The sequence below is a fragment of the Streptomyces sp. NPDC003635 genome (genome assembly GCF_053587635.1).
Genome location: NZ_JBSFOK010000007.1, coordinates 26,128 through 46,853, shown reverse-complemented (window position 1 = coordinate 46,853; position 20,726 = coordinate 26,128). Strand labels below are relative to the sequence as shown.

Genomic DNA, 20,726 nt, shown 5'->3' with positions numbered 1-20,726 from the left:
CCCATCAGGGTCGGTCGGTTCGGTGGGGTAGACCGACGGCCTGGGCGGAACTCATCGCGGTCCGTTGATTTTTTTCCGGGAGTTTTTTCGTACGGGCGTTCAGCGGGCCAGGGGGAGGGCCGCCAGCTCGGCGACGATCACTGTGAGCGGGCCGAAGAGGGTGAGCAGTGCGCCGGCGCGGAGGGCGGCGGCGCTGCGGAGCATCGTGGGCGGGGCGCCGAGACGGAGCAGGGCGGCCGTGGTGTCGGCGCGGGCCTGTCGTGCCTCCACGGCAGCGGTGAGGAGGGTGGCCACCGCGCAGCCGGTGACGACGGTGGCGCCGAGGGTGGTGAGCGGGCCCGGGGCGCGGCCGGCGGTGGTGGGGTCGTGGAACACGGCCATGGCGTACGCGGCGGAGGCCACGGCGCAGACGACGCCGAGGGGGCGGCCGATGCGGGTGGCTTCCTCCATGAGGACCCTTCCGGCGAGGAGGCGCAGGGCGCCGGGGTGGAGGGACTGGAGGAGGCGGCCGCAGAGGTGGGTGAGGCCGGGGCCGGCGAGGGCGAGGCCGACCGCGGTGAGGGCCCAGCCGAGGAGGACCGCGGTAGGGCCGCTGGGGAGGCCCGTGGGCATGGGGGCGGAGGGGTTGGTGGCGGTGCTCGCGTAGGCCTCCACGGCCAGGCCCGCGGCGAGGATGGCTGTGCCCCAGGGCAGGCCTGGTGGGGTGGTGGTCGGGGCGGGAGCGGCTGCGGATGTCTCGGGGCCGGGGCGGGATGCGCTCGCCCGCGCCTGCGCGGTGCCGCCTTCTGTGGCTGCGGGGACCGCCCCAGCGGCAGGCCTGCCCGCTGACTGCCTGGCGGTGCTTCTCAGGCGGGCGCCGAATCTGCCGTATGCGCCGAAGGTCTCTCGTGCTGCCGAGCCGCCGTGGGCCCCGAAGCGGCCGAAGCGCCGGGGGCCGTCGCCTGCGGGCGGTCTCATGTCCCTCGGGCGGAGTGTCACCGCCACCGCCAAGGATGCCGCCGCGGGGGGCAGGGACAGCAGGGTCAGGGCAGCCGGGAGGGGGAGGGGCTCGGAGGCCGCCAGGAAGTCCGTCGCCGCTCCGTCGAAGGGCATGCCGGTCAGGTCGCCTCGGAGGTGGAGGAAGACGAGCAGCGCCAGCATGGAGCCGAGGAGGGTCGACAGGGCCGTCGTCGTCGCGGAGACGGCCATCAGGCGGGCCGGTCCCAGGCCGATGGCCGCCAGGCCGGGGCGGGGGCGGGTGGCGGGGTCCGTCCGGGCCACCGCCACGGCGAAGTGGACCGTCGCCGCCAGGGGCGCCGCGCACCAGATCAGGCGGAGGACGGACGCGCCGGGGGAGTCGGCGTGGGTCATCGCGTGGCCCAGGGCGCACAGGAGGAGGAAACCCGTGCCCGCCGACGCGGCCGCCACCAGCAGACGGCGCAGTTGTACGGCGGGATGGGCGCGGCGGGTCAGACGGAGAGCGAGCACGCGGCCCGGCCTTCCGCCTCGGCCATCGGCGGCAGGTGGACGGTGTTCACCCGGCGGCCGTCCAGCAGGGAGACCGTACGGTCGGCCAGGGCGGCCGTTTCCGCGTCGTGCGTGGCGAGGACCACCGTGATGCCGTGCGAGCGGGCCGCCGTGGTGAGAGTGCGCAGCACATGAGCGCGGTCGGCGCGGTGCAGCGGGGCCGTCGGCTCGTCGGCGAACAGGACCGTCGGAGCGGGGGCGAGGGCGCGGGCGATGCACACGCGCTGACGCTGCGCCTGGGTCAGTTCCCTCGGGCGTTTGCGGGAGCCGTCGCCGATGTCGAGTCGCTCCAGCCACTCCAGCGCGGCCGTCTTGGCGCGGCGCCGGCTCGTGCCGCGCAGCATGAGGGGGAGCGCGGCGTTCTCCCAGACGTTGAGCTCGGGGACGAGGACCGGCTCCGGGTCGATCCAGCCGAAGCGGTCCCGGCGCAGCCGCTCCCGGCCGACGGGGCCCATGGTGTGCACGGGCACGCTGTTGAACCAGACCTCGCCGCGCTGAGCGGGCACCTGCCCCGACAGACAGCGCAGGAGCGTCGACTTGCCGCTGCCGCGCGGGCCGCTGACGGCGAGGATCTCGCCCTCCCGGACGCCGAGCGAGACACCGCCGAGCGCGGGCGAGCCGTCGTGGTGGGTGAAGTGCAGGGCACGGGCCCAGAGCACATCGTTGTCGGGCGGGGCCTCCATGCGCGTACACCTCGTTCTGATCCGTTTTCCCTGCCGTGATCCCCCGTGCGGGGGAACGAAGACAGGGCCGATCGGTCACTCGGCACGCTAGGCAGTCCGTGCACACAGGCCGGACAGCACGCGGCCCCGGGCCGCCGATTCTCACTCGAACGGGCGGCACCGGGGCCGGTGTTGATCATGCAGAAGGAAGATCCCTCCGGAGGATCAGAGCTTGGTCCACGCCTCCGACAGCGTCGCGCGCAGGATCTGCTCGATCTCGTCGAACGTGTCCTGGTTGGAGATCAGCGGCGGGGCCAGCTGGACGACCGGGTCGCCGCGGTCGTCGGCACGGCAGTACAGGCCGTTGTCGTAGAGCGCCTTGGAGAGGAAGCCGTACAGGACCCGCTCGGTCTCCTCGTCGTTGAAGGACTCCTTGGTGGCCTTGTCCTTCACGAGCTCGATGCCGTAGAAGAAGCCGTTGCCGCGGACGTCGCCGACGATCGGCAGGTCGTGCAGCTTCTCCAGCGTGGAGCGGAAGGCGCCCTCGTTGTCGAGCACGTGCTGGTTCAGGCCCTCGCGCTCGAACAGGTCGAGGTTGGCGAGGCCGACCGCCGCGGAGACCGGGTGGCCGCCGAAGGTGTAGCCGTGCAGGAAGGTGTTGTCGCCCTTGTAGAACGGCTCGGCCAGGCGGTCGGAGATGATGCAGGCGCCGATCGGGGAGTAGCCCGAGGTCATGCCCTTGGCGCAGGTGATCATGTCCGGGACGTAGCCGAACTTGTCGCAGGCGAAGGTCGTGCCGAGGCGGCCGAAGGCGCAGATGACCTCGTCCGAGACGAGCAGCACGTCGTACTGGTCGCAGATCTCGCGCACCCGCTGGAAGTAGCCGGGCGGGGGCGGGAAGCAGCCGCCCGCGTTCTGCACGGGCTCCAGGAAGACCGCGGCGACGGTGTCCGGGCCCTCGAAGAGGATCTGCTGCTCGATCTGGTCGGCGGCCCAGCGGCCGAAGGCCTCCGGGTCGTCGCCGAAGATCGGGGCGCGGTAGATGTTGGTGTTCGGGACCTTGTGCGCACCCGGCACCAGCGGCTCGAAGGGGGCCTTCAGGCCCGGCAGGCCGGTGATGGACAGGGCGCCCTGGGGGGTGCCGTGGTAGGCGACCGCGCGGGAGATGACCTTGTACTTGGTGGGCTTGCCGGTCAGCTTGAAGTACTGCTTGGCGAGCTTCCAGGCGGTCTCGACCGCCTCGCCGCCACCGGTGGTGAAGAAGACCTTGTTGAGGTCGCCCGGCGCCTCGTGCGCGAGTCGCTCGGCCAGCTCGACGGCCTTGGGGTGGGCGTAGGACCAGACCGGGAAGAAGGCCAGCTCCTGCGCCTGCTTCGAGGCGGTCTCGGCGAGCTCGGTCCGGCCGTGGCCCGCCTGGACCACGAACAGGCCGGCGAGACCGTCGAGGTAACGCTTGCCCTTGTCGTCGTAGATGTAGGTGCCCTCGCCCCGGACGATGGTGGGGACGGGCGAGTTCTCGTACGAGGACATGCGGGTGAAGTGCATCCACAGGTGGTCGTACGCGGTCTGGCTGAGGTCCTTGGAGCTCACGGTTATCGGGTCCTCACGGCTATCGGGTTCCCCACATGTAGGTCTGCTTCTTGAGCTTCAGGTAGACGAAGCTCTCGGTGGAGCGCACTCCGGGGATGGCTCGGATGCGGCGGTTGATGACTTCCAGCAGGTGGTCGTCGTCCTCGCAGACGATCTCCACCATCAGGTCGAAGGAACCGGCTGTCATCACGACGTACTCGCACTCGGCCATCGCGGTCAGCGCGTCGGCGACGGACTCCACGTCGCCCTCGACATGGATGCCGACCATCGCCTGGCGACGGAAGCCCACGGTGAGCGGGTCCGTGACGGCGACGATCTGCATCACGCCCTGGTCGAGCAGCTTCTGGACGCGCTGGCGCACGGCCGCCTCGGAGAGGCCCACGGCCTTGCCGATGGCGGCGTACGGCCGGCGGCCGTCCTCCTGGAGCTGTTCGATGATGGCGAGGGAGACGGCGTCCAGGTGCGGCGAGCTGCCGTTCCTGGATTCGCGGGGGGACTCGCGGGAGTCCCTGGGGTCTGCGCTTCGACTGGCCACGACCTCACTGTGCACGAGGTCTCGTCGGTTTCGCAAGGGCCGAGCGATGAAATTCGTTGTTTGCGTGACCGAGACTTGCGGATTTCGCAGTTCGAGGCGGATCGGGGGTGTTGAAAACGTGGGCTTGCCGATTAGGGTGGGTGTCTCATTGATTGGACAGTTCGACCCTGACACAGGAGGCCGGCAGTGAGCACCGAGCTGCGTCGTCTGCGCAACTACATCGACGGTGAGTTCCGGGACGCCGCCGACGGACGGACCACCGAGGTGGTCAACCCCGCGACGGGTGAGGCGTACGCGACCGCCCCGCTCTCCGGGCAGGCGGACGTCGACGCCGCCATGGAGGCCGCCGCCCGCGCCTTCCCCGCCTGGCGCGACACGACCCCCGCCGAGCGCCAGAAGGCCCTTCTGAAGATCGCGGACGCGTTCGAGGAGCGGGCCGAGGAGCTCATCGCGGCCGAGGTGGAGAACACCGGCAAGCCGATCGGACTGACCCGGTCCGAGGAGATCCCGCCGATGGTGGACCAGATCCGGTTCTTCGCCGGTGCGGCCCGGATGCTCGAAGGCCGCTCGGCCGGCGAGTACATGGAGGGCATGACCTCGATCGTCCGCCGGGAGCCGGTCGGGGTCTGCGCGCAGGTCGCGCCGTGGAACTACCCGATGATGATGGCCGTATGGAAGTTCGCGCCGGCCATCGCGGCGGGCAACACGGTCGTCCTGAAGCCCTCGGACACCACTCCGGCGTCGACCGTCCTGATCGCCGAGATCATCGGCTCGATCCTGCCCGAGGGCGTCTTCAACGTCATCACCGGCGACCGTGACACCGGCCGCCTGATGGTCGAGCACCCGACCCCGGCGATGGCGTCCATCACCGGCTCCGTGCGCGCGGGCATGTCCGTCGCCGAGTCCGCGTCCAAGGACCTCAAGCGGGTCCACCTCGAGCTGGGCGGCAAGGCGCCGGTCGTGGTCTTCGAGGACACCGACATCGCCAAGGCCGTCGAGGACATCTCGGTGGCGGGCTTCTTCAACGCCGGTCAGGACTGTACGGCCGCCACGCGCGTCCTCGTCCAGGAATCCATCCACGACGAGTTCGTGGCCGCGCTCGCCAAGGCCGCGGCCGAGACCAAGACGGGCCAGCCGGACGACGAGGACGTGCTCTTCGGCCCGCTGAACAACCCCAACCAGCTCAAGCAGGTCTCCGGCTTCATCGAGCGCCTCCCCGCGCACGCCAAGGTCGAGGCCGGCGGTCAGCGGGTCGGCGACAAGGGCTACTTCTACGCTCCGACCGTCGTCTCCGGCCTCAAGCAGGACGACGAGATCATCCAGAACGAGGTCTTCGGCCCGGTCATCACCGTCCAGTCCTTCGCGGACGAGGCGCAGGCCGTCGAGTGGGCGAACGGCGTCGACTACGCCCTCGCCTCCTCGGTGTGGACCAAGGACCACGCGCGGGCGATGCGCATGTCCAAGACGCTCGACTTCGGCTGCGTCTGGATCAACACGCACATCCCGCTGGTCGCCGAGATGCCGCACGGCGGCTTCAAGAAGTCCGGCTACGGCAAGGACCTGTCGGGGTACGGCTTCGACGACTACACGCGCATCAAGCACGTGATGACGTCGCTCGACGGCTGACGGTCGATGCACGGCTGACGAGCGATGCACGGTTGACGAGCGTGCAGGCCTGACCCTCGCTCCACGGACCGCGGGTGTCCGGCGCCCTGTCGTTGACAAGGGGTCGGGCACCCGCGGTTCCGTTCGACGGGGCGTCCGTTGTCCGGCCCACGGGCCGGACGGCATCCTGCGGGAATGCCCGCCGTTCCCTGCTGCTCGCGCCCGGCGGTACCGCGCTCGATGGTCCGCGGCACCCGCGCCGCCACCGCGCCCGTCCCGCGGTACGTCACCCGCGCGGCGCCCGCCGGTCCGGCGCCGGTGCGGCAGCGTTCGCGCGGGTGAGCGCGCGGAGGGTGTCGATGCGGTTGGTGGTGATCGAGTCGACGCCGAGGGCGATCAGCCGGCGCATCGAGCGGCGGGTGTCCGGGGTCCAGACCGACAGCAGGTGCCCGCCCCGGTGGACGCGTTCGGCGAGGGCCCGGTCGACCAGGCCGAACCGGTAGTTGAGCCAGCGCGGCCGGACCGCGTCCAGCAGCGCGGGCCGCGGCGGCGCCAGGGTCGTCCAGGTCAGCGCGATCTCGGCGGCCGGGTCGGCGGCGCGCACGGCGAGCATCGCGGGGGCGCCCGCGCAGTAGTACACGCGGTCCGACGCGCCCGCCTCCCGTACGACGTCGACGATCCGGCGGACCGTGCGCAGGTCCGGGGCGCCGGGCAGGTCGAGCATCACCCGGCAGCCGTCGGTCGCGGCCAGCGCGTCCGTCAGCGTCGGCACCCCTCCGGAGGTGTGCCCACGCACCTCGTCCGCCGACAGCGCGAGCAACGGCCGGTCCAGCTCCCACAGCCGCTTCAGCGACGCGTCGTGCAGCAGGAGGGGGACGCCGTCCCGGGTGAGCCGTACGTCGATCTCCACCGCGTCGGCGCCTCTGCGGATCGCCGAGCGTACGGAGTCGAGGGTGTTCTCGCGGAACAGGTAGGGGTCGCCGCGGTGGGCGACGGCGGTGACGGTGCCGTTCATCGTCAGGAGGCCAGCCAGGTGGTGGTGTACGTGTCGATCTCGTCCTTGATCCGGGCCTTGCCGGGGTCGTCGAGGAACGACACGTCCACGGCGTTGTGCGCGAGCCTGGCCAGACCCCGCTCGTCGAGGTCCAGCAGACGGGCGGCTACCGCGTACTCGTTGTTGAGGTCGGTGCCGAACATCGGCGGGTCGTCGGAGTTGACGGTGACGACGACCCCGGCCCGCGTGAACTCCTTGATCGGGTGCTCGTCGAGGGTGCGCACCGCGCGGGTGGCGATGTTGGAGGTGGGGCACACCTCCAGCGCGATCCGGTGTTCGGCGAGGTGCTCCAGCAGCCTCGGGTCCCGCGCGGAACTGGTGCCGTGCCCGATGCGCTCGGCGCGCAGATGGGTCAGGGCGTCCCAGACCGTCTCCGGGCCCGTGGTCTCGCCCGCGTGCGGCACGGAGTGCAGGCCCGCGGCGATGGCCCGGTCGAAGTACGGCTTGAACTGCGGCCGCGGTACGCCGATCTCGGGGCCGCCGAGCCCGAACGACACCAGGCCCTCCGGGCGCAACCGGTCGTCGGTGGCGAGCCTCGCGGTCTCCTCGGCGGACTCCAGGCCCGCCTCGCCGGGGATGTCGAAGCACCAGCGCAGTACGGTCCCGAACTCGGCCTCGGCGGCCTTGCGGGCGTCCTCGATCGCGTCCATGAAGCCGCGCTCGTCGATGCCGCGGCGGGTGGAGGAGAAGGGGGTGATGGTCAGCTCGGCGTACCGCACCTGCTGGCGGGCCAGGTCCCGGGCCACCTCGTACGTCAGCAGGCGGACGTCCTCCGGGGTGCGGATCAGGTCCACGACGGACAGGTACACCTCGATGAAGTGGGCGAAGTCCGTGAAGGTGAAGTAGTCGACCAGGGCCTCGGGGTCGGTGGGCACCTTGGAGTCGGGGTGGCGGGCGGCCAGTTCCGAGACGATGCGCGGGGAGGCGGAGCCGACGTGGTGCACATGGAGTTCGGCCTTGGGCAGTCCGGCGATGAAGGCGTGCAGATCGCGCGGGGCGCTGTTCGGGCCGGCGGCGGTGTGGTCGGTCAAGGTCCCTCCCCGGGAACGGCGTCTCCTGCCGGAGTGCGGCGGGACGCGGGTGATCGGCTGATCGGTGACTCGGGATCATCGTAGGCCGGGGCCTCCCGGTGCGGGGCGGCGCCGTAGCATGACGACACGCATACGGAGGGGGCCGCGCATGTCCGACGACGAGCCGGCACCGGTCGCGCCGGAGAACCCGGGGAGCGCCCCGAAGGTGGGGTTGAGCAAGGAAGGCGCCGCCGAGGCGAACCCTTGGGCGCCGCCGACTCCGGAGGCCGAGGGTCCCGGTGACACGCTGCCCTCCTCGTCGGTGGTCTGGCGGGCACCCTCGGTTCACGACCAGGAGACGGTCACCTCCGTGTCGGGCTTCGACGCTCCGGCACAGCCGCGGCCCTGGCCCGCCCCGGTCGACCCCTTCGCGCCCCCGGCCTACGGCGCCCCCACGCCGCCGTACCCGCGGACCGGCGAGCCCGTTCCCCCGCCGCCGATCGCCCCCGACGGCCCCGGCCAGGTCCCCTACGGCTACCCGGGTACGTACGGTGCCCCCGGCGGCTATGGCTATGGCTACGGCTGGTCCGGTCAGCACCCGATGCCGAGCAACGGCATGGGCACCGCCGCCCTCGTGCTCGGGATCATCTCGGCCGCCGTGTTCTGTCTGTGGCCGGTGGCCATCGTGCTCGGCGTGCTGGCACTGATCTTCGGTCTGCTCGGCCGCGGCAAGGTCCGGCGCGGGGAGGCCACCAACGACGGCCAGGCCCTGGCCGGCGCGATCTGCGGAGCCGCGGGCATCGTCCTCGGCTTCGCGGCCCTGGCCTTCCTGATCGCGACGGGCTGAGCGACCAGGACGCCCCCGGCCCAGCAGCCGGCGCCGGGCGCCGCGGAGTCTTCCTGCGCTGAGTGCCGCCGGTCGCCGTGGGGGCAGTCCGGGGCCGGGCGCTTCAGTCGCCCGCTGAGCAGGCCGGGGCGGATCGCCCTCTGCTTGCCCGCCTGGTAGGCCGCGGCCAAGCTGTTCAGCTGCCCGCGGAGTCTTCCCGTACTGAGTGCCGCCGGTCGCCGTGGGGGCAGTCCGGGGCCGGGCGCTTCAGTCGCCCGCCGGGCCGGCCGGGGCGGATCGCCCTCTGCTTGCCCGCCTGGTAGGCCGCGGCCAAGCCCTTCAGCTGCCCGCGGAGTCTTCCCGTACTGAGTGCCGCCGGTCGCCGTGGGGGCAGTCCGGGGCCGGGCGCTTCAGTCGCCCGCTGAGCAGGCCGGGGCGGATCGCCCTCTGCTTGCCCGCCTGGTAGGCCGCGCCAAGCTGTTCAGCTGCCCGCGGAGTCTTCCGCGCTGAGTGCTGCCGGTCGCCGTGGGGGCAGTCCGGGGCCGGGCGCTTCAGTCGCCCGCCGGGCCGGCCGGGGCGGATCGCCCTCTGCTTGCCCGCCTGGTAGCCCGCGGCCAAGCTGTTCAGCTGCCCGCGGAGTCTTCCCGCGCTGAACGTTGCCGGTCGCCATCCGGGCATTCCCGAGCCCTCAATCGCCCGCCGAGCAGGCCGGAGCCGAGCGCCACCTGCCAGCCGCCCTGGGGCCCGGAGCCAAGCTCTCACTCGCCAGCCCAGCGCCCCCCAGCCACCCGGCCTGAGGCCCCGGAGCCAAGCTCTCACTCGCCAGCCCAGCGCCCCCCAGCCACCCGGCCTGCCACCCCGGAGTCAAGCCCTCACTCGCCAGCCCAGCGCCCCCGGCTAGGCCGCCGCAGCTAGGCGCCCCCGCCCCGCAGGCGTTCCCGTGCCTCCATCAGGGCGAAGCCCAGGAGGTTCGGTCCCCTCCATCGCTCCGGGTCCATCGCCCCCTCGTCGTTCGCCGCGAGGCCGATGCCCCAGACGCGGTCCACGGGGCTCGCCTCGACCAGCACCCGCTCACCCGTGCCCAGCAGATACGAGCGCAGCGCCTCGTCCGAGCCGAACTTGTGCACGCTGCCCTCGACCACGATGCCGAACCGCTCGCGCGCCCACATGGCCTCGTCGAAGCCGCGCACCAGGCGCCCCGCGTTCTTCGCCTGCGAGGGGTGCTCCGCCGCCAGAATGCGGCGCTCCGCCTCGGGGTCGTCGAAGAGGCGGGCCTTCTCGGCCATCATCCAGTGCTCGGCCGTCGCGTACGCCACCCCTTCCACCGTGAACGGCGAGGGCCACCACTGGCTCAGGGAGCTCGCTCCGATCCGGCCGTCCGGCAAGGGCCGATGTCCCCAGAAGTGCAGATACCTGATCCCCGCCCCCGCCGAGCCGGCCCGGGCGCGGACCTCCCTGACCAGGGCTTCCCGAGAGTCGATCTTTCCCATGCACGCGAGTGTGGCACGCACCACTGACACGGTGTCCTGGCTTTTTCCCGTTCACTCGACACCTGGTCGACAGATTCCGTCGCGTAACCAAAAGGCAACAACGGAATCACTTGTTGGAGTGCTATGGCTCTGTCAGGATCGGCACTCAAATCGAGCTGGAGCTACGCCACCCGCCCCCGTGGACAGCGGGGCGAAGGCGGAGGAGAGCGACATGCACAACCCGGGCAACACCACCCCGGAACGATTCCCCGCGCAGGAGCGGTTCGCCGCCGGTGCGCAGTTCATCGGCGGCCGGCTGACCAAGGGCACCTCGGGTCGTACCCACGCCGTCGTCGACCCGGCCACCGGCGAGGAGGTGCTCACCTACGAGCTGGCCGGCACCGCGGACGTGGACGCCGCCGTCGCCGCCGCCCGCGCCGCCTTCCCGGCCTGGGCCGCGGCAACCCCCGGCGAGCGCTCCGACGCCCTGCACAAGCTGGCCGCCGTGCTCGCCGAGCGTGCCGAGGACTTCGCCCGCGCCGAGTCCCTCCAGTGCGGCAAGCCGCTGAAGCTCACCCGCGAGTTCGACGTCCCGGGGACCGTCGACAACGCTTCGTTCTTCGCCGGGGCCGCCCGTCACCTCCAGGGCCAGTCGGCCGGTGAGTACTCCGGCGACCACACCTCGTACGTCCGCCGTGAACCCATCGGCGTCGTCGGCTCCATCGCCCCCTGGAACTACCCCCTCCAGATGGCCGCCTGGAAGATCCTCCCGGCCATCGCGGCGGGCAACACCATCGTGCTCAAGCCCGCCGAGCTCACCCCGCTCACCTCGCTCCTGTTCGCCGAGGCCTGCACCGAGGCCGGGCTGCCGGACGGTGTCGTCAACATCGTCACCGGCACCGGGAAGGAGGCCGGTGAGCACCTGGTCGGCCACCCCGACGTGGCGATGACCTCCTTCACCGGGTCCACGGCGGTCGGCAAGCGGGTCGCCGAGATCGCCACGGCCACCGTCAAGCGGATCCACCTGGAGCTCGGCGGCAAGGCACCCTTCGTCGTCTTCGACGACGCCGACCTGGAGGCCGCCGTCAACGGCGCGGTCGCGGGCGCCCTGATCAACACCGGCCAGGACTGCACGGCCGCCACGCGCGCGTACGTGCAGCGGCCGCTGTACGAGGCGTTCGTGGAGCGGACCGCCGCGCTGATGGAGACCGTCCGGCTCGGCGACCCCTTCGCCGACGGCACCGACCTCGGGCCGCTGATCTCCCACGTCCAGCGCGACCGCGTCGCCGCCTTCGTCGACCGGGCGCGGGCCTACGCGCGCGTGGTGACCGGCGGCGAGGCACCCCAGGGCGAGCTCAAGAGCGGCGCCTACTACCGGCCCACCCTTGTCGCCGACGCCGCCCAGGACAGCGAGATCGTCCAGTCCGAGATCTTCGGACCCGTCCTCGTCGTGCTGCCCTTCGACACCGACGACGAGGGCATCGCGCTGGCCAATGACACGCCGTACGGGCTCGCCGCCTCCGCCTGGAGCCGGGACGTCTACCGGGCGAACCGGGCCACGCGCGAGATCAAGGCGGGCTGTGTGTGGGTGAACGACCACATCCCGATCATCAGCGAGATGCCCCACGGCGGGTACAAGGCGTCCGGCTTCGGCAAGGACATGTCAGCCTACTCCTTCGAGGAGTACACGCAGATCAAGCACGTCATGTTCGACAACACGGCGGTCGTCAGGAAGGACTGGCACCGCACGATCTTCGGGGACCGATAGCAGCCAGGCCGCCCGACCCGCGGCCGCCCACCCGAAAGGGCACCAAGCGCATGGAGCAGTACGAGCCCGACCGCCTCTCCGCGGCCCAAATGGCCGCCATGCGGCGCAGCTTCCGCAACGGCAGGGCCTCCCTCTCTCGCCGTTCCCTGCTGCGCGCCTCCGCCGGCGGCGCGCTCACGGTCGGCGGTCTGGGAACGCTGAGCGCCTGCGGCATCCCGGCCGCGGGCAAGACCGAGGGCGGGCAGTCCGCGGACGACCGCTCGGCCAAGGAGAAGACCGTCAGCTTCTCCAACTGGACCGAGTACATGGACGTCGACGAGAGCGAGAAGCACCACCCCACGCTCGACACGTTCACCGAGCGGACCGGTATCAAGGTCAAGTACACCGAGGACATCAACGACAACGTCGAGTTCTTCGGCAAGATCAAGCCGCAGCTGGCGGCCGGCCAGGACACCGGGCGCGACCTCATCTGCGTCACCGACTGGCTCGCCGCCCGGCTGATCCGCCTCGGATGGGTCCAGAAACTGGACCCGGCCAACCTGCCGAACGCCTACGCCAACCTCTCCGCCCAGTTCCGCACCCCCGACTGGGACCCGGGACGCGCGTACTCGTACGTGTGGCAGGGCATCTCGACGGTCATCGCCTTCAACAAGAAGGCGCTGGACGGCGAGGAGGTGAAGTCGGTCTCGGACCTGCTCGACAACCCCAAGCTCAAGGGCCGGGTCGGCTTCCTGTCCGAGATGCGCGACAGCATCGGCATGACCCTGCTCGACATGGGCAAGGACCCCGGGAACTTCACCGCCGACGACTACGACGCCGCCATCGCCCGGATCCAGAAGGCCGTCGACAAGGGCCAGATCCGCCGCTTCACCGGCAACGACTACACCTCCGACCTGACCAGCGGCGACTTCGCCGCCTGTATCGCCTGGGCCGGAGACGTCGTACAGCTCAAGGCGGACAGCCCCGACATCGACTTCATCATCCCGGACAGCGGATACATGACGTCGACGGACAACCTGCTGGTCCCCAACAAGGCCCGGCACAAGACCAACGCCGAGCGGCTCATCGACTACTACTACGAGCCGAAGGCGGCCGCCGAACTCGCCGCGTACATCAACTACGTCTGTCCGGTCGACGGCGTCAAGGACGAGCTGGCGAAGATCGACGAGGACGCGGCGAACAATCCGCTGATCATCCCCGACAAGGAAATGGCCGCGAAATCACGCGCCTTCCGCTCGCTGAGCTCGGAGGAAGAGACGGCCTTTGAAACGAAGTTCGCGAAGCTGACTGGGGCGTGACCGACGTGACGAACATCAACGACAACACCGGCGACGTCCGCCTCACGGGCATCAGCAAGACCTACGGCGACTTCACCGCCGTACACCCGCTGGACCTGACCGTCCCGCAGGGATCCTTCTTCGCCCTGCTCGGTGCCTCCGGCTGCGGCAAGACCACGACCCTGCGGATGATCGCGGGCCTGGAGGAGCCGACCTCCGGCACCGTCTTCCTCGGCGACCAGGACGTGACCCGGCTGCCGCCCTACAAGCGGCCGGTCAACACGGTCTTCCAGTCCTACGCCCTCTTCCCGCACCTCGACATCTTCGAGAACGTCGCCTTCGGCCTGCGCCGACGCGGCATCAAGAGTGTGAAGAAGCAGGTCGAGGAGATGCTGGAGCTGGTCCAGCTCGGAGAGCAGGCGCGCAAGAAGCCGCACCAGCTCTCCGGTGGCCAGCAGCAGCGCGTCGCGGTCGCCCGCGCGCTGATCAACCACCCCAAGGTGCTCCTCCTCGACGAGCCGCTCGGCGCCCTCGACCTCAAGCTGCGCCGCCAGATGCAGCTGGAGCTCAAGCGCATCCAGACCGAGGTCGGCATCACCTTCGTGCATGTCACGCACGACCAGGAGGAGGCCATGACCATGGCCGACACGGTCGCCGTGATGAACGCGGGCCGCGTCGAGCAGCTCGGCGCTCCCGCCGACCTGTACGAGAACCCGAAGACCACCTTCGTCGCCAACTTCCTCGGCACCTCCAACCTCATCGAGGCCGAGGTCGACACCAAGAGCGGCGACGACATCGTCCTCAAGGCGGGCGGCGGCAAGCTCGTCCTGCCCGAGGCGCGCTGTTCCGCGCCCACCGCGGCCGGCGGCAAGGTGCTGGTCGGCGTGCGCCCGGAGAAGATCTCCCTCACGCACGCGGACGACGCCGGCGAGATCCCGGACGGCCGCAACCGCGTCACCGGCACGATCGCCGACGCCTCCTTCATCGGCGTCTCCACGCAGTACGTCGTCGACAGCCCGGTCTGCCCCGAGCTCGCGGTCTACGTCCAGAACGTCGACCGCGACGCCCGCCTGGTCCCCGGCGCCGAGGTCGTCCTGCACTGGAGCCCGGCGCACACCTTCGGCCTGGACGCGACGCAGGACATCGACGCGGGCATCCAGGAAGAGGCGGTCTGATGGCGACCATCACCGACGCGCCGCCGCCCCTGGCGCCCCCCGCCACCGAGAAGAAACCCCCGCGCAAGAGGGGCCGTTGGACGCCGTACCTCCTGCTGCTGCCCGGACTCGCCTGGTTGCTGGTGTTCTTCGCGCTGCCGATGGTCTACCAGGCCTCCACCTCGGTGCAGACCGGCTCGCTGGAGCAGGGCTACGAGGTCACCTGGCACTTCGCCACCTACTGGGACGCGCTGACCGAGTACTACCCGCAGTTCCTGCGGTCGGTGCTGTACGCCGGTTCCGCGACGGTCCTGTGTCTGCTGCTGGGTTATCCGCTGGCGTACCTGATCGCCTTCCGGGCCGGCCGCTGGCGGAACCTGATCATGATCCTGGTGATCGCGCCGTTCTTCACCAGCTTCCTGATCCGCACACTCGCCTGGAAGACGATCCTCGCGGACGGCGGCCCGGTCGTCGGCGCGCTGAACTCGCTGCACGTCCTGGACGTCACGAGCTGGCTCGGCATGACCGCGGGGGACCGGGTGCTGGCCACCCCGTTGGCGGTCGTCTGCGGTCTGACGTACAACTTCCTGCCGTTCATGATCCTTCCGCTCTACACCTCGCTGGAGCGGATCGACGGCCGGCTGCACGAGGCGGCGAACGACCTGTACGCCAAGCCCGTCACGACCTTCCGGAAGGTCACCTTCCCGCTGTCGATGCCGGGTGTCGTCGCCGGCACGCTGCTCACCTTCATCCCGGCCGCCGGTGACTACGTCAACGCCGATCTGCTCGGCTCCACCGACACCCGCATGATCGGCAACGTCATCCAGTCGCAGTTCCTCCGGATCCTCGACTATCCGACGGCGGCGGCGCTCTCCTTCATCCTGATGTTCGCGATCCTCATCATGGTCACGCTCTACATCCGCAAGTCGGGGACGGAGGATCTGGTTTAAATGGCCTTCGTCAACTGGCTCAAGCGCAATGTCGTCGTCATCGCGGGCCTGTTCACGCTCGGGTACCTGCTGCTGCCGAACGTCGTCGTGACGGTGTTCTCCTTCAACAACCCGAAGGGGCGCTTCAACTACGAATGGCAGGAGTTCTCCACCGACGCATGGACCGACCCGTGCGGGGTCTCGGGCCTGTGCGACTCGCTGACCCTCAGCCTCCAGATCGCCTTCTGGGCGACGCTGGGCGCCACGGTCCTCGGCGCGATGATCGCCTTCGCGCTCGTCCGCTACCGGTTCCGGGCGCGCGGCGCGGTGAACTCGCTGATCTTCATGCCGATGGCGATGCCCGAGGTCGTGATGGCCGCCTCGCTGCTCACCCTGTTCCTCAACATGGGCGTCCAGCTGGGCTTCTGGACGATTCTCATCGCCCACATCATGTTCTGCCTCAGCTTCGTCGTGACCGCCGTCAAGGCGCGCGTCATGTCGATGGACCCGAGGCTGGAGCAGGCCGCGCAGGATCTCTACGCCGGCCCCTTCCAGACGTTCGTCAGGGTCACCCTGCCGATCGCGGCACCCGGAATCGCGGCGGGCGCGCTGCTCGCCTTCGCGCTCTCCTTCGACGATTTCATCATCACCAATTTCAACGCGGGCTCGACCGTCACCTTCCCCATGTTCGTCTGGGGCTCGGCGCAGCGCGGAACGCCCGTTCAGATCAACGTCATCGGGACGGCCATGTTCGTCATCGCCGTGCTCCTCGTCCTGACCTCCATGGTCATCACCAACCGCCGTAACAAGCAAAAGGCCTAGGCCTTTCACGAAAACCCCCTGTAGGGAGTTGAAAATCATGGCCCCAAGCGCCATGAGCCGTTGGACAAAGGCACTTTCTGAAGCGCAGCCGGTTCCGTACTGGCTGGACGACCCCGGCAGGCCTCACCCCGAGCCCGCGCTCACCGGCCCCGAGACCTGCGACCTGCTGGTCGTCGGCGGTGGGTACAGCGGACTGTGGACCGCGCTCCTGGCCAAGGAGCGCGACCCCGGTCGGGATGTCGTCCTGCTGGAGGGCCGCGAGGTGGGCTGGGCCGCCTCGGGCCGCAACGGCGGCTTCTGTGCCGCCTCCCTCACCCACGGTCTGCCCAACGGGCTCACCCGCTGGCCGGACGAGATCCACAAGCTGGAGGAGCTGGGCGCCCGCAACCTCGACGAGATCGAGGCGGCGGTCGCCCGGCACGGCATCGACTGCGACTTCGAGCGCACCGGCGAGATCGACGTCGCCACCGAGACCTACCAGGCGGCGGAACTGCGCGACTGGTACGAGGAGATCGAGCGCCAGGGCCTGGCCGAGGGCGTCGAGTTCCTGGACGCCGACGCCGTACGGGAGCAGGTCGACTCACCGACCTTCAAGGCGGGCCTGTACGACCGCCGGGGCGTCGCCATGCTCAACCCCGCCAAGCTGGTCTGGGGACTGAAGGAGGCCTGCGTCCGGCTCGGCGTGCGCGTCTACGAGCACACGCCCGCGCTGACCTTGAAGCCGTACGGCGCCGGAATGGCCGTCCGCACCCCCTATGGCCAGGTCCGCGCCCGCCGGGTCGCGCTCGGCACCAACATCTTCCCGAACCTGGTCAAGCGGGTGCGTGCCTTCACCGTCCCGGTCTACGACTACGCCCTGATGACCGAGCCGCTCACCGACGACCAGCTCAAGGAGATCGGCTGGCAGGGCCGCCAGGGCCTCGGGGACAGCGCCAACCAGTTCCACTACTTCCGGCTCTCCGCCGACAACCGGATCCTGTGGGGCGGATACGACGCCATCTACCCGTACGGCGGCCGGGTGCGCGCGGAGTACGACGACCGCCCGGAGACGTACGCCAAGCTCGCCGACCACTTCTTCACCTGCTTCCCGCAACTGGAGGGCGTCCGCTTCACCCACGCGTGGGGCGGCGCCATCGACACCTGCTCGCGCTTCTCGGCGTTCTTCGGCACCGCGCATCACGGGAAGGTCGCCTACGCGGCGGGCTTCACGGGGCTCGGCGTCGGCGCGACGCGCTTCGGGGCGGACGCGATGCTGGACCTGCTGTCGGGGGAGTCCACCGAGCGCACCGAGCTGGAGATGGTCCGCAAGAAGCCGCTGCCCTTCCCGCCCGAGCCGTTCGCCTGGACCGGGATCGCGCTCACCAAGTGGTCGCTGGCCCGCGCGGACGCGCACGGCGGGCGGCGCAACCTGTGGCTGAAGACGATGGACCGGCTGGGGCTGGGGTTCGACAGCTGACGCGCCCCGCGCGTGATCCGGATCACTCCAAAAAGGTGCGCGAACCCGCGTAATGCCTGGCGGCGACCTCCCTCTCCCTCGTGACGCACAAGGCGTCCACGACGGAAAGAGGGAGGTCCCCGTCATGACAGGGGCGAAGACGGCGGTCGAGTGGCTCGCGTCCGTGGCACCGGATCCCGAGGCCTGCCGCTGGGAATGGGAGCGCAACCCGCACGGGGTCGCGCTGCTGCCCGCCGGGAAAGCCTGGGACGTGCTCATCCTGCCGGGCGAACTCGGCTATCCGACACTCGACGTACTGACCCGCGTCCTCGACCAACCGGGCCCGGTGCTGGTCGACTTCGGCGACTCCAGGATGGGCTTCTTCGTACCGCCGGGCACCGCGGCCCGCTGGCTCGGCACCGGCATCCGCACGGCGGGCGCCGGCACGTGGATCGTGGTGCCGTATCCAGGGCGTTCCACGGGAGGTGTCCGCTGGCTGGTGCCGCCGGACGGCTCGGGGACGCTGACGGATCCCGCGCTGCTGGAGCTGGCGATGCACGAGGCTGCCGCCGGCTTGGCCGATGACGAATGAGGGGTGCCGCGAAGGGGTTGTGGTCGGCTGCGGGTTCGTCGTGGCTGGTCGCGCAGTTCCCCGCGCCCTATAGGGAGTTGATGAACCGCCTCGCAGTCTTGACACCCTGATTGGTCTGGACCAAGTTGTATGCGCTCCACCCCTCCAATTCCCCCATGCCCGGAGGCACTTGTGGACCGCTCCAGACCTTTCGTCGCCATACTCACGGCCGCCCTGCTGGCCGTGCCCGGCATCACCGCGCTCTCGTCGGCCGCCCGTGCGGCCGACGCGGACCTGGTCAAGAACGGAGGCTTCGAGTCCGGCCTCGCCGACTGGACCTGCACAGCGGGCACGACCGTCACCTCACCCGTGCGCAGCGGCAGTTCGGCGTTGCAGGCGACCCCGGCCGGCAGCCACAACGCCCGGTGCGCGCAGACCGTGACCGTGAAACCGGACTCCCAGTACACGCTGTCCGGATACGTCCGAGGCTCCTACGTCTACCTCGGCGCGAGCGGCACCGGCACCACGGACGTCTCGGCCTGGACCCAGTCCGCCCCGGCCTGGCAGCAGCTCAGCACCACCTTTCGCACCGGCCCGTCCACCACCAGGGTCACCGTCTACACGCACGGCTGGTACGGCACCGGCGCCTACCACGCCGACGACATCTCCCTGGTCGGCCCGTCCGTCGACCCCGGTCAGCCACCCGTACCGCCGACCGGCCTGAGAGCCGGCACCATCACCTCGTCCAGCGTCGCCCTGTCCTGGAACGCGGTGCCGGGCGCTTCCGGATACGCCGTCTACCGCGATGGCGTCAGGGTCCAGACCGTGAGCGGCACGTCGGCCACGGTGACCGGCCTCGCGCCGCAGACGGCGTACGCCTTCCAGGTCGCCGCCGTGAACGACGCCGGCGAGTCCGCGAAGTCGGCCACGGTGACCGCGACGACCGGCGCGGGCGGTGGCGGCGATCCCGGCCTCCCGCCCCACGCCCTCGTGGGCTACCTGCACGCGAGCTTCGCCAACGGCTCCGGCTACACCCGGCTGGCCGACGTCCCCGACAGCTGGGACGTCATCGACCTGGCCTTCGGCGAGCCGACCTCGGTCACCTCGGGCGACATCCGCTTCACCCGCTGCCCGGTGAGCGAGTGCCCGAACGTCGAGAGCGACGCCGACTTCAAGGCCGCGATCCGCGCCAAGCAGGCGGCGGGCAAGAAGGTGCTCATCTCCATCGGCGGCCAGAACGGCCAGGTGCAGCTCAGCACGACCGCCGCGCGGGACACCTTCGTCAGCTCGGTCTCGAAGATCATTGACGAGTACGGCCTGGACGGCCTCGACATCGACTTCGAGGGCCACTCACTGTCGCTGAACTCCGACGACACCGACTTCAGGAACCCGAAGACCCCGGTGATCGTCAACCTGATCTCGGCGCTGAAGACCCTGAAGGCCAGGTACGGCGACGACTTCGTGCTGACGATGGCCCCCGAGACCTTCTTCGTCCAGCTCGGCTACCAGTACTACGGCACGGGCAAGTGGGGCGGCCAGGACCCGCGCGCCGGTTCCTACCTCCCGGTCATCCACGCGATGCGCGACGACCTGTCCCTGCTCCACGTCCAGGACTACAACTCGGGTCCGATCATGGGCCTGGACAACCAGTACCACTCCATGGGCGGCGCCGACTTCCACATCGCCATGACCGACATGCTGCTCACCGGGTTCCCGGTCGCGGGCGACGCGAACAACGTCTTCCCGCCGCTGCGCCCGGACCAGGTGGCGATCGGCATGCCGGCGTCCACCAACGCGGGCAACGGCCACGTGGCTCCCGCCGAGGTCGTGAAGACCCTGGACTGTCTGACGAAGAAGGCCAATTGCGGCTCGTACGCCACCCACGGCACCTGGCCCGCGCTGCGGGGCCTGATGACGTGGTCGATCAACTGGGACCGCTACTCGAACTGGGAGTTCCAGCGGACCTTCGACGGGTACTTCGGCTGACGACCAGGACGAAGCAGGTCAGCAGCACCGTGCCGAGGCTCCAACTGGCCACGACGTCCAGGGGCCAGTGGTAGCCGCGCCGGACCAGGCCGTAGGAGACGCCGAGCACCAGGGCGCCGCCTACGGCCACCAGCGTGCGGCGGGCGGCCCGGGAACGCAGCCAGGGCAGAAGGAGCAGGGTGGCGGCGCCGTAGGCGATGACGGCGGTCGCGGTGTGGCCCGACGGGAAGTAGCCGGTGGCCGGAGGGACCGCGGGGGTGCCCGGGCGGTCGGTCAGCTCCTTGACGGGGACGACCAGCGCCGGGACCAGCGCCATGAGCGGCAGGGTCCAGACGGCCGGCTGCCACCAGCGGTCTGTACCACCGCGCCGGGCCCGCCAGGCCGCGTACCCCGCTCCGGCCAGCATGACCGGGATCGCGACCTGTGCGTTGCCCAGGTCGGAGAGCAGTTCGGAGACGCGGTCGGGGTGGACGAGGGCCTTGCTGAGCCGCTCGTCCACCCTCACCAGCGGGCCGTCGGCCACGACC

The 20,726-nt window shown here is 70.5% G+C and carries 17 protein-coding genes and 1 pseudogene; 10 read left to right on the top strand and 8 right to left on the bottom strand.

Features of this window, described 5'->3' with window-relative positions:
• Positions 1-99: 99 nt before the first annotated feature.
• From ACWDRW_RS09075 to ACWDRW_RS09060, 4 genes are all read right to left on the bottom strand, one after another.
• The gene (locus ACWDRW_RS09075; protein ID WP_451721645.1) at positions 100-1,467 is read right to left on the bottom strand and encodes a hypothetical protein; all 1,368 of its coding nucleotides are present in this window, start codon (positions 1,465-1,467) and stop codon (positions 100-102) included.
• Positions 1,449-2,189, bottom strand: coding sequence for an ABC transporter ATP-binding protein (locus ACWDRW_RS09070; protein WP_451721644.1), 741 nt, complete (start codon positions 2,187-2,189; stop codon positions 1,449-1,451). The genes ACWDRW_RS09075 and ACWDRW_RS09070 overlap by 19 nt, the downstream gene beginning before the upstream one ends.
• Positions 2,190-2,393: 204 nt before the next feature.
• The gene (locus ACWDRW_RS09065; RefSeq protein ID WP_451721643.1) at positions 2,394-3,758 is read right to left on the bottom strand and encodes an aspartate aminotransferase family protein; all 1,365 of its coding nucleotides are present in this window, start codon (positions 3,756-3,758) and stop codon (positions 2,394-2,396) included.
• Between the two features lie 19 nt (positions 3,759-3,777).
• On the bottom strand, positions 3,778-4,308 hold the full coding sequence (locus ACWDRW_RS09060) for an Lrp/AsnC family transcriptional regulator (protein WP_451721810.1): 531 nt from the start codon (positions 4,306-4,308) through the stop codon (positions 3,778-3,780).
• A 171-nt stretch (positions 4,309-4,479) separates the two neighbouring features.
• Between ACWDRW_RS09060 and ACWDRW_RS09055 the strand changes: the two genes are divergently transcribed.
• Positions 4,480-5,919, top strand: coding sequence for a gamma-aminobutyraldehyde dehydrogenase (locus tag ACWDRW_RS09055; protein WP_451721642.1), 1,440 nt, complete (start codon positions 4,480-4,482; stop codon positions 5,917-5,919).
• A 265-nt stretch (positions 5,920-6,184) separates the two neighbouring features.
• Here ACWDRW_RS09055 and ACWDRW_RS09050 read toward each other — a convergent pair whose 3' ends face one another.
• Together ACWDRW_RS09050 and ACWDRW_RS09045 are read right to left on the bottom strand one after the other, a co-directional pair.
• Positions 6,185-6,913, bottom strand: coding sequence for a glycerophosphodiester phosphodiesterase (locus tag ACWDRW_RS09050; RefSeq protein WP_451721641.1), 729 nt, complete (start codon positions 6,911-6,913; stop codon positions 6,185-6,187).
• Positions 6,914-6,915: 2 nt separating this feature from the next.
• Positions 6,916-8,111 (bottom strand): annotated as a pseudogene (locus tag ACWDRW_RS09045) (adenosine deaminase).
• 20 nt (positions 8,112-8,131) lie between these two features.
• On the opposite strand from ACWDRW_RS09045, the gene ACWDRW_RS09040 reads away from it, so the two are divergent.
• Positions 8,132-8,809, top strand: coding sequence for a DUF4190 domain-containing protein (locus tag ACWDRW_RS09040; RefSeq protein WP_451721640.1), 678 nt, complete (start codon positions 8,132-8,134; stop codon positions 8,807-8,809).
• An 890-nt stretch (positions 8,810-9,699) separates the two neighbouring features.
• Here ACWDRW_RS09040 and ACWDRW_RS09035 read toward each other — a convergent pair.
• Complete coding sequence (locus ACWDRW_RS09035) at positions 9,700-10,278, bottom strand: NADAR family protein (protein WP_451721639.1); 579 nt, start codon at positions 10,276-10,278, stop codon at positions 9,700-9,702.
• A 211-nt stretch (positions 10,279-10,489) separates the two neighbouring features.
• Between ACWDRW_RS09035 and ACWDRW_RS09030 the strand changes: the two genes are divergently transcribed.
• The 8 genes from ACWDRW_RS09030 (at position 10,490) to ACWDRW_RS08995 (ending at position 20,199) form a co-directional block, all read left to right on the top strand.
• Positions 10,490-12,025, top strand: a complete 1,536-nt coding sequence (locus tag ACWDRW_RS09030; protein WP_451721638.1) for a gamma-aminobutyraldehyde dehydrogenase — start codon at positions 10,490-10,492, stop codon at positions 12,023-12,025.
• A 50-nt stretch (positions 12,026-12,075) separates the two neighbouring features.
• Positions 12,076-13,323, top strand: coding sequence for an ABC transporter substrate-binding protein (locus tag ACWDRW_RS09025; protein WP_451721637.1), 1,248 nt, complete (start codon positions 12,076-12,078; stop codon positions 13,321-13,323).
• Entirely contained in the window at positions 13,320-14,477 is a 1,158-nt protein-coding gene (locus ACWDRW_RS09020) for an ABC transporter ATP-binding protein (RefSeq protein ID WP_451721636.1), read from the top strand. Before ACWDRW_RS09025 ends, ACWDRW_RS09020 begins: the two co-directional genes overlap by 4 nt.
• A complete protein-coding gene (locus ACWDRW_RS09015) occupies positions 14,477-15,406 on the top strand; it encodes an ABC transporter permease (RefSeq protein WP_451721635.1) in 930 nt (309 codons plus the stop codon). The genes ACWDRW_RS09020 and ACWDRW_RS09015 overlap by 1 nt, the downstream gene beginning before the upstream one ends.
• Entirely contained in the window at positions 15,407-16,207 is an 801-nt protein-coding gene (locus tag ACWDRW_RS09010; RefSeq protein ID WP_451721634.1) for an ABC transporter permease, read from the top strand.
• A gap of 37 nt (positions 16,208-16,244) precedes the next feature.
• Complete coding sequence (locus ACWDRW_RS09005) at positions 16,245-17,663, top strand: NAD(P)/FAD-dependent oxidoreductase (RefSeq protein ID WP_451721633.1); 1,419 nt, start codon at positions 16,245-16,247, stop codon at positions 17,661-17,663.
• A gap of 124 nt (positions 17,664-17,787) precedes the next feature.
• Positions 17,788-18,234 carry a hypothetical protein gene (locus tag ACWDRW_RS09000; RefSeq protein ID WP_451721632.1) on the top strand — a complete coding sequence of 149 codons (447 nt, stop codon included), beginning with the start codon at positions 17,788-17,790 and terminating at the stop codon, positions 18,232-18,234.
• Between the two features lie 171 nt (positions 18,235-18,405).
• The gene (locus ACWDRW_RS08995; RefSeq protein ID WP_451721631.1) at positions 18,406-20,199 is read left to right on the top strand and encodes a chitinase; all 1,794 of its coding nucleotides are present in this window, start codon (positions 18,406-18,408) and stop codon (positions 20,197-20,199) included.
• Here the strand turns inward: ACWDRW_RS08995 and ACWDRW_RS08990 are convergent.
• Positions 20,138-20,722, bottom strand: a complete 585-nt coding sequence (locus tag ACWDRW_RS08990; protein ID WP_451721630.1) for a phosphatase PAP2 family protein — start codon at positions 20,720-20,722, stop codon at positions 20,138-20,140. The two genes, ACWDRW_RS08995 and ACWDRW_RS08990, sit on opposite strands and share 62 nt — an antisense overlap.
• Positions 20,723-20,726: the final 4 nt, after the last annotated feature.

Excerpts from the sequence above, each read along its gene's own strand:
- ACWDRW_RS09070 (WP_451721644.1), bottom strand. The coding sequence starts at position 2,189 with ATGGAGGCCCCGCCCGACAACGATGTGCTCTGGGCCCGTGCCCTGCAC.
- ACWDRW_RS09050 (WP_451721641.1), bottom strand. The coding sequence starts at position 6,913 with ATGAACGGCACCGTCACCGCCGTCGCCCACCGCGGCGACCCCTACCTG.
- ACWDRW_RS09040 (WP_451721640.1), top strand. The coding sequence starts at position 8,132 with ATGTCCGACGACGAGCCGGCACCGGTCGCGCCGGAGAACCCGGGGAGC.
- ACWDRW_RS09035 (WP_451721639.1), bottom strand. The coding sequence starts at position 10,278 with ATGGGAAAGATCGACTCTCGGGAAGCCCTGGTCAGGGAGGTCCGCGCC.
- ACWDRW_RS09030 (WP_451721638.1), top strand. The coding sequence starts at position 10,490 with ATGCACAACCCGGGCAACACCACCCCGGAACGATTCCCCGCGCAGGAG.
- ACWDRW_RS09025 (WP_451721637.1), top strand. The coding sequence starts at position 12,076 with ATGGAGCAGTACGAGCCCGACCGCCTCTCCGCGGCCCAAATGGCCGCC.
- ACWDRW_RS09015 (WP_451721635.1), top strand. The coding sequence starts at position 14,477 with ATGGCGACCATCACCGACGCGCCGCCGCCCCTGGCGCCCCCCGCCACC.
- ACWDRW_RS09010 (WP_451721634.1), top strand. The coding sequence starts at position 15,407 with ATGGCCTTCGTCAACTGGCTCAAGCGCAATGTCGTCGTCATCGCGGGC.
- ACWDRW_RS09005 (WP_451721633.1), top strand. The coding sequence starts at position 16,245 with ATGGCCCCAAGCGCCATGAGCCGTTGGACAAAGGCACTTTCTGAAGCG.
- ACWDRW_RS09000 (WP_451721632.1), top strand. The coding sequence starts at position 17,788 with ATGACAGGGGCGAAGACGGCGGTCGAGTGGCTCGCGTCCGTGGCACCG.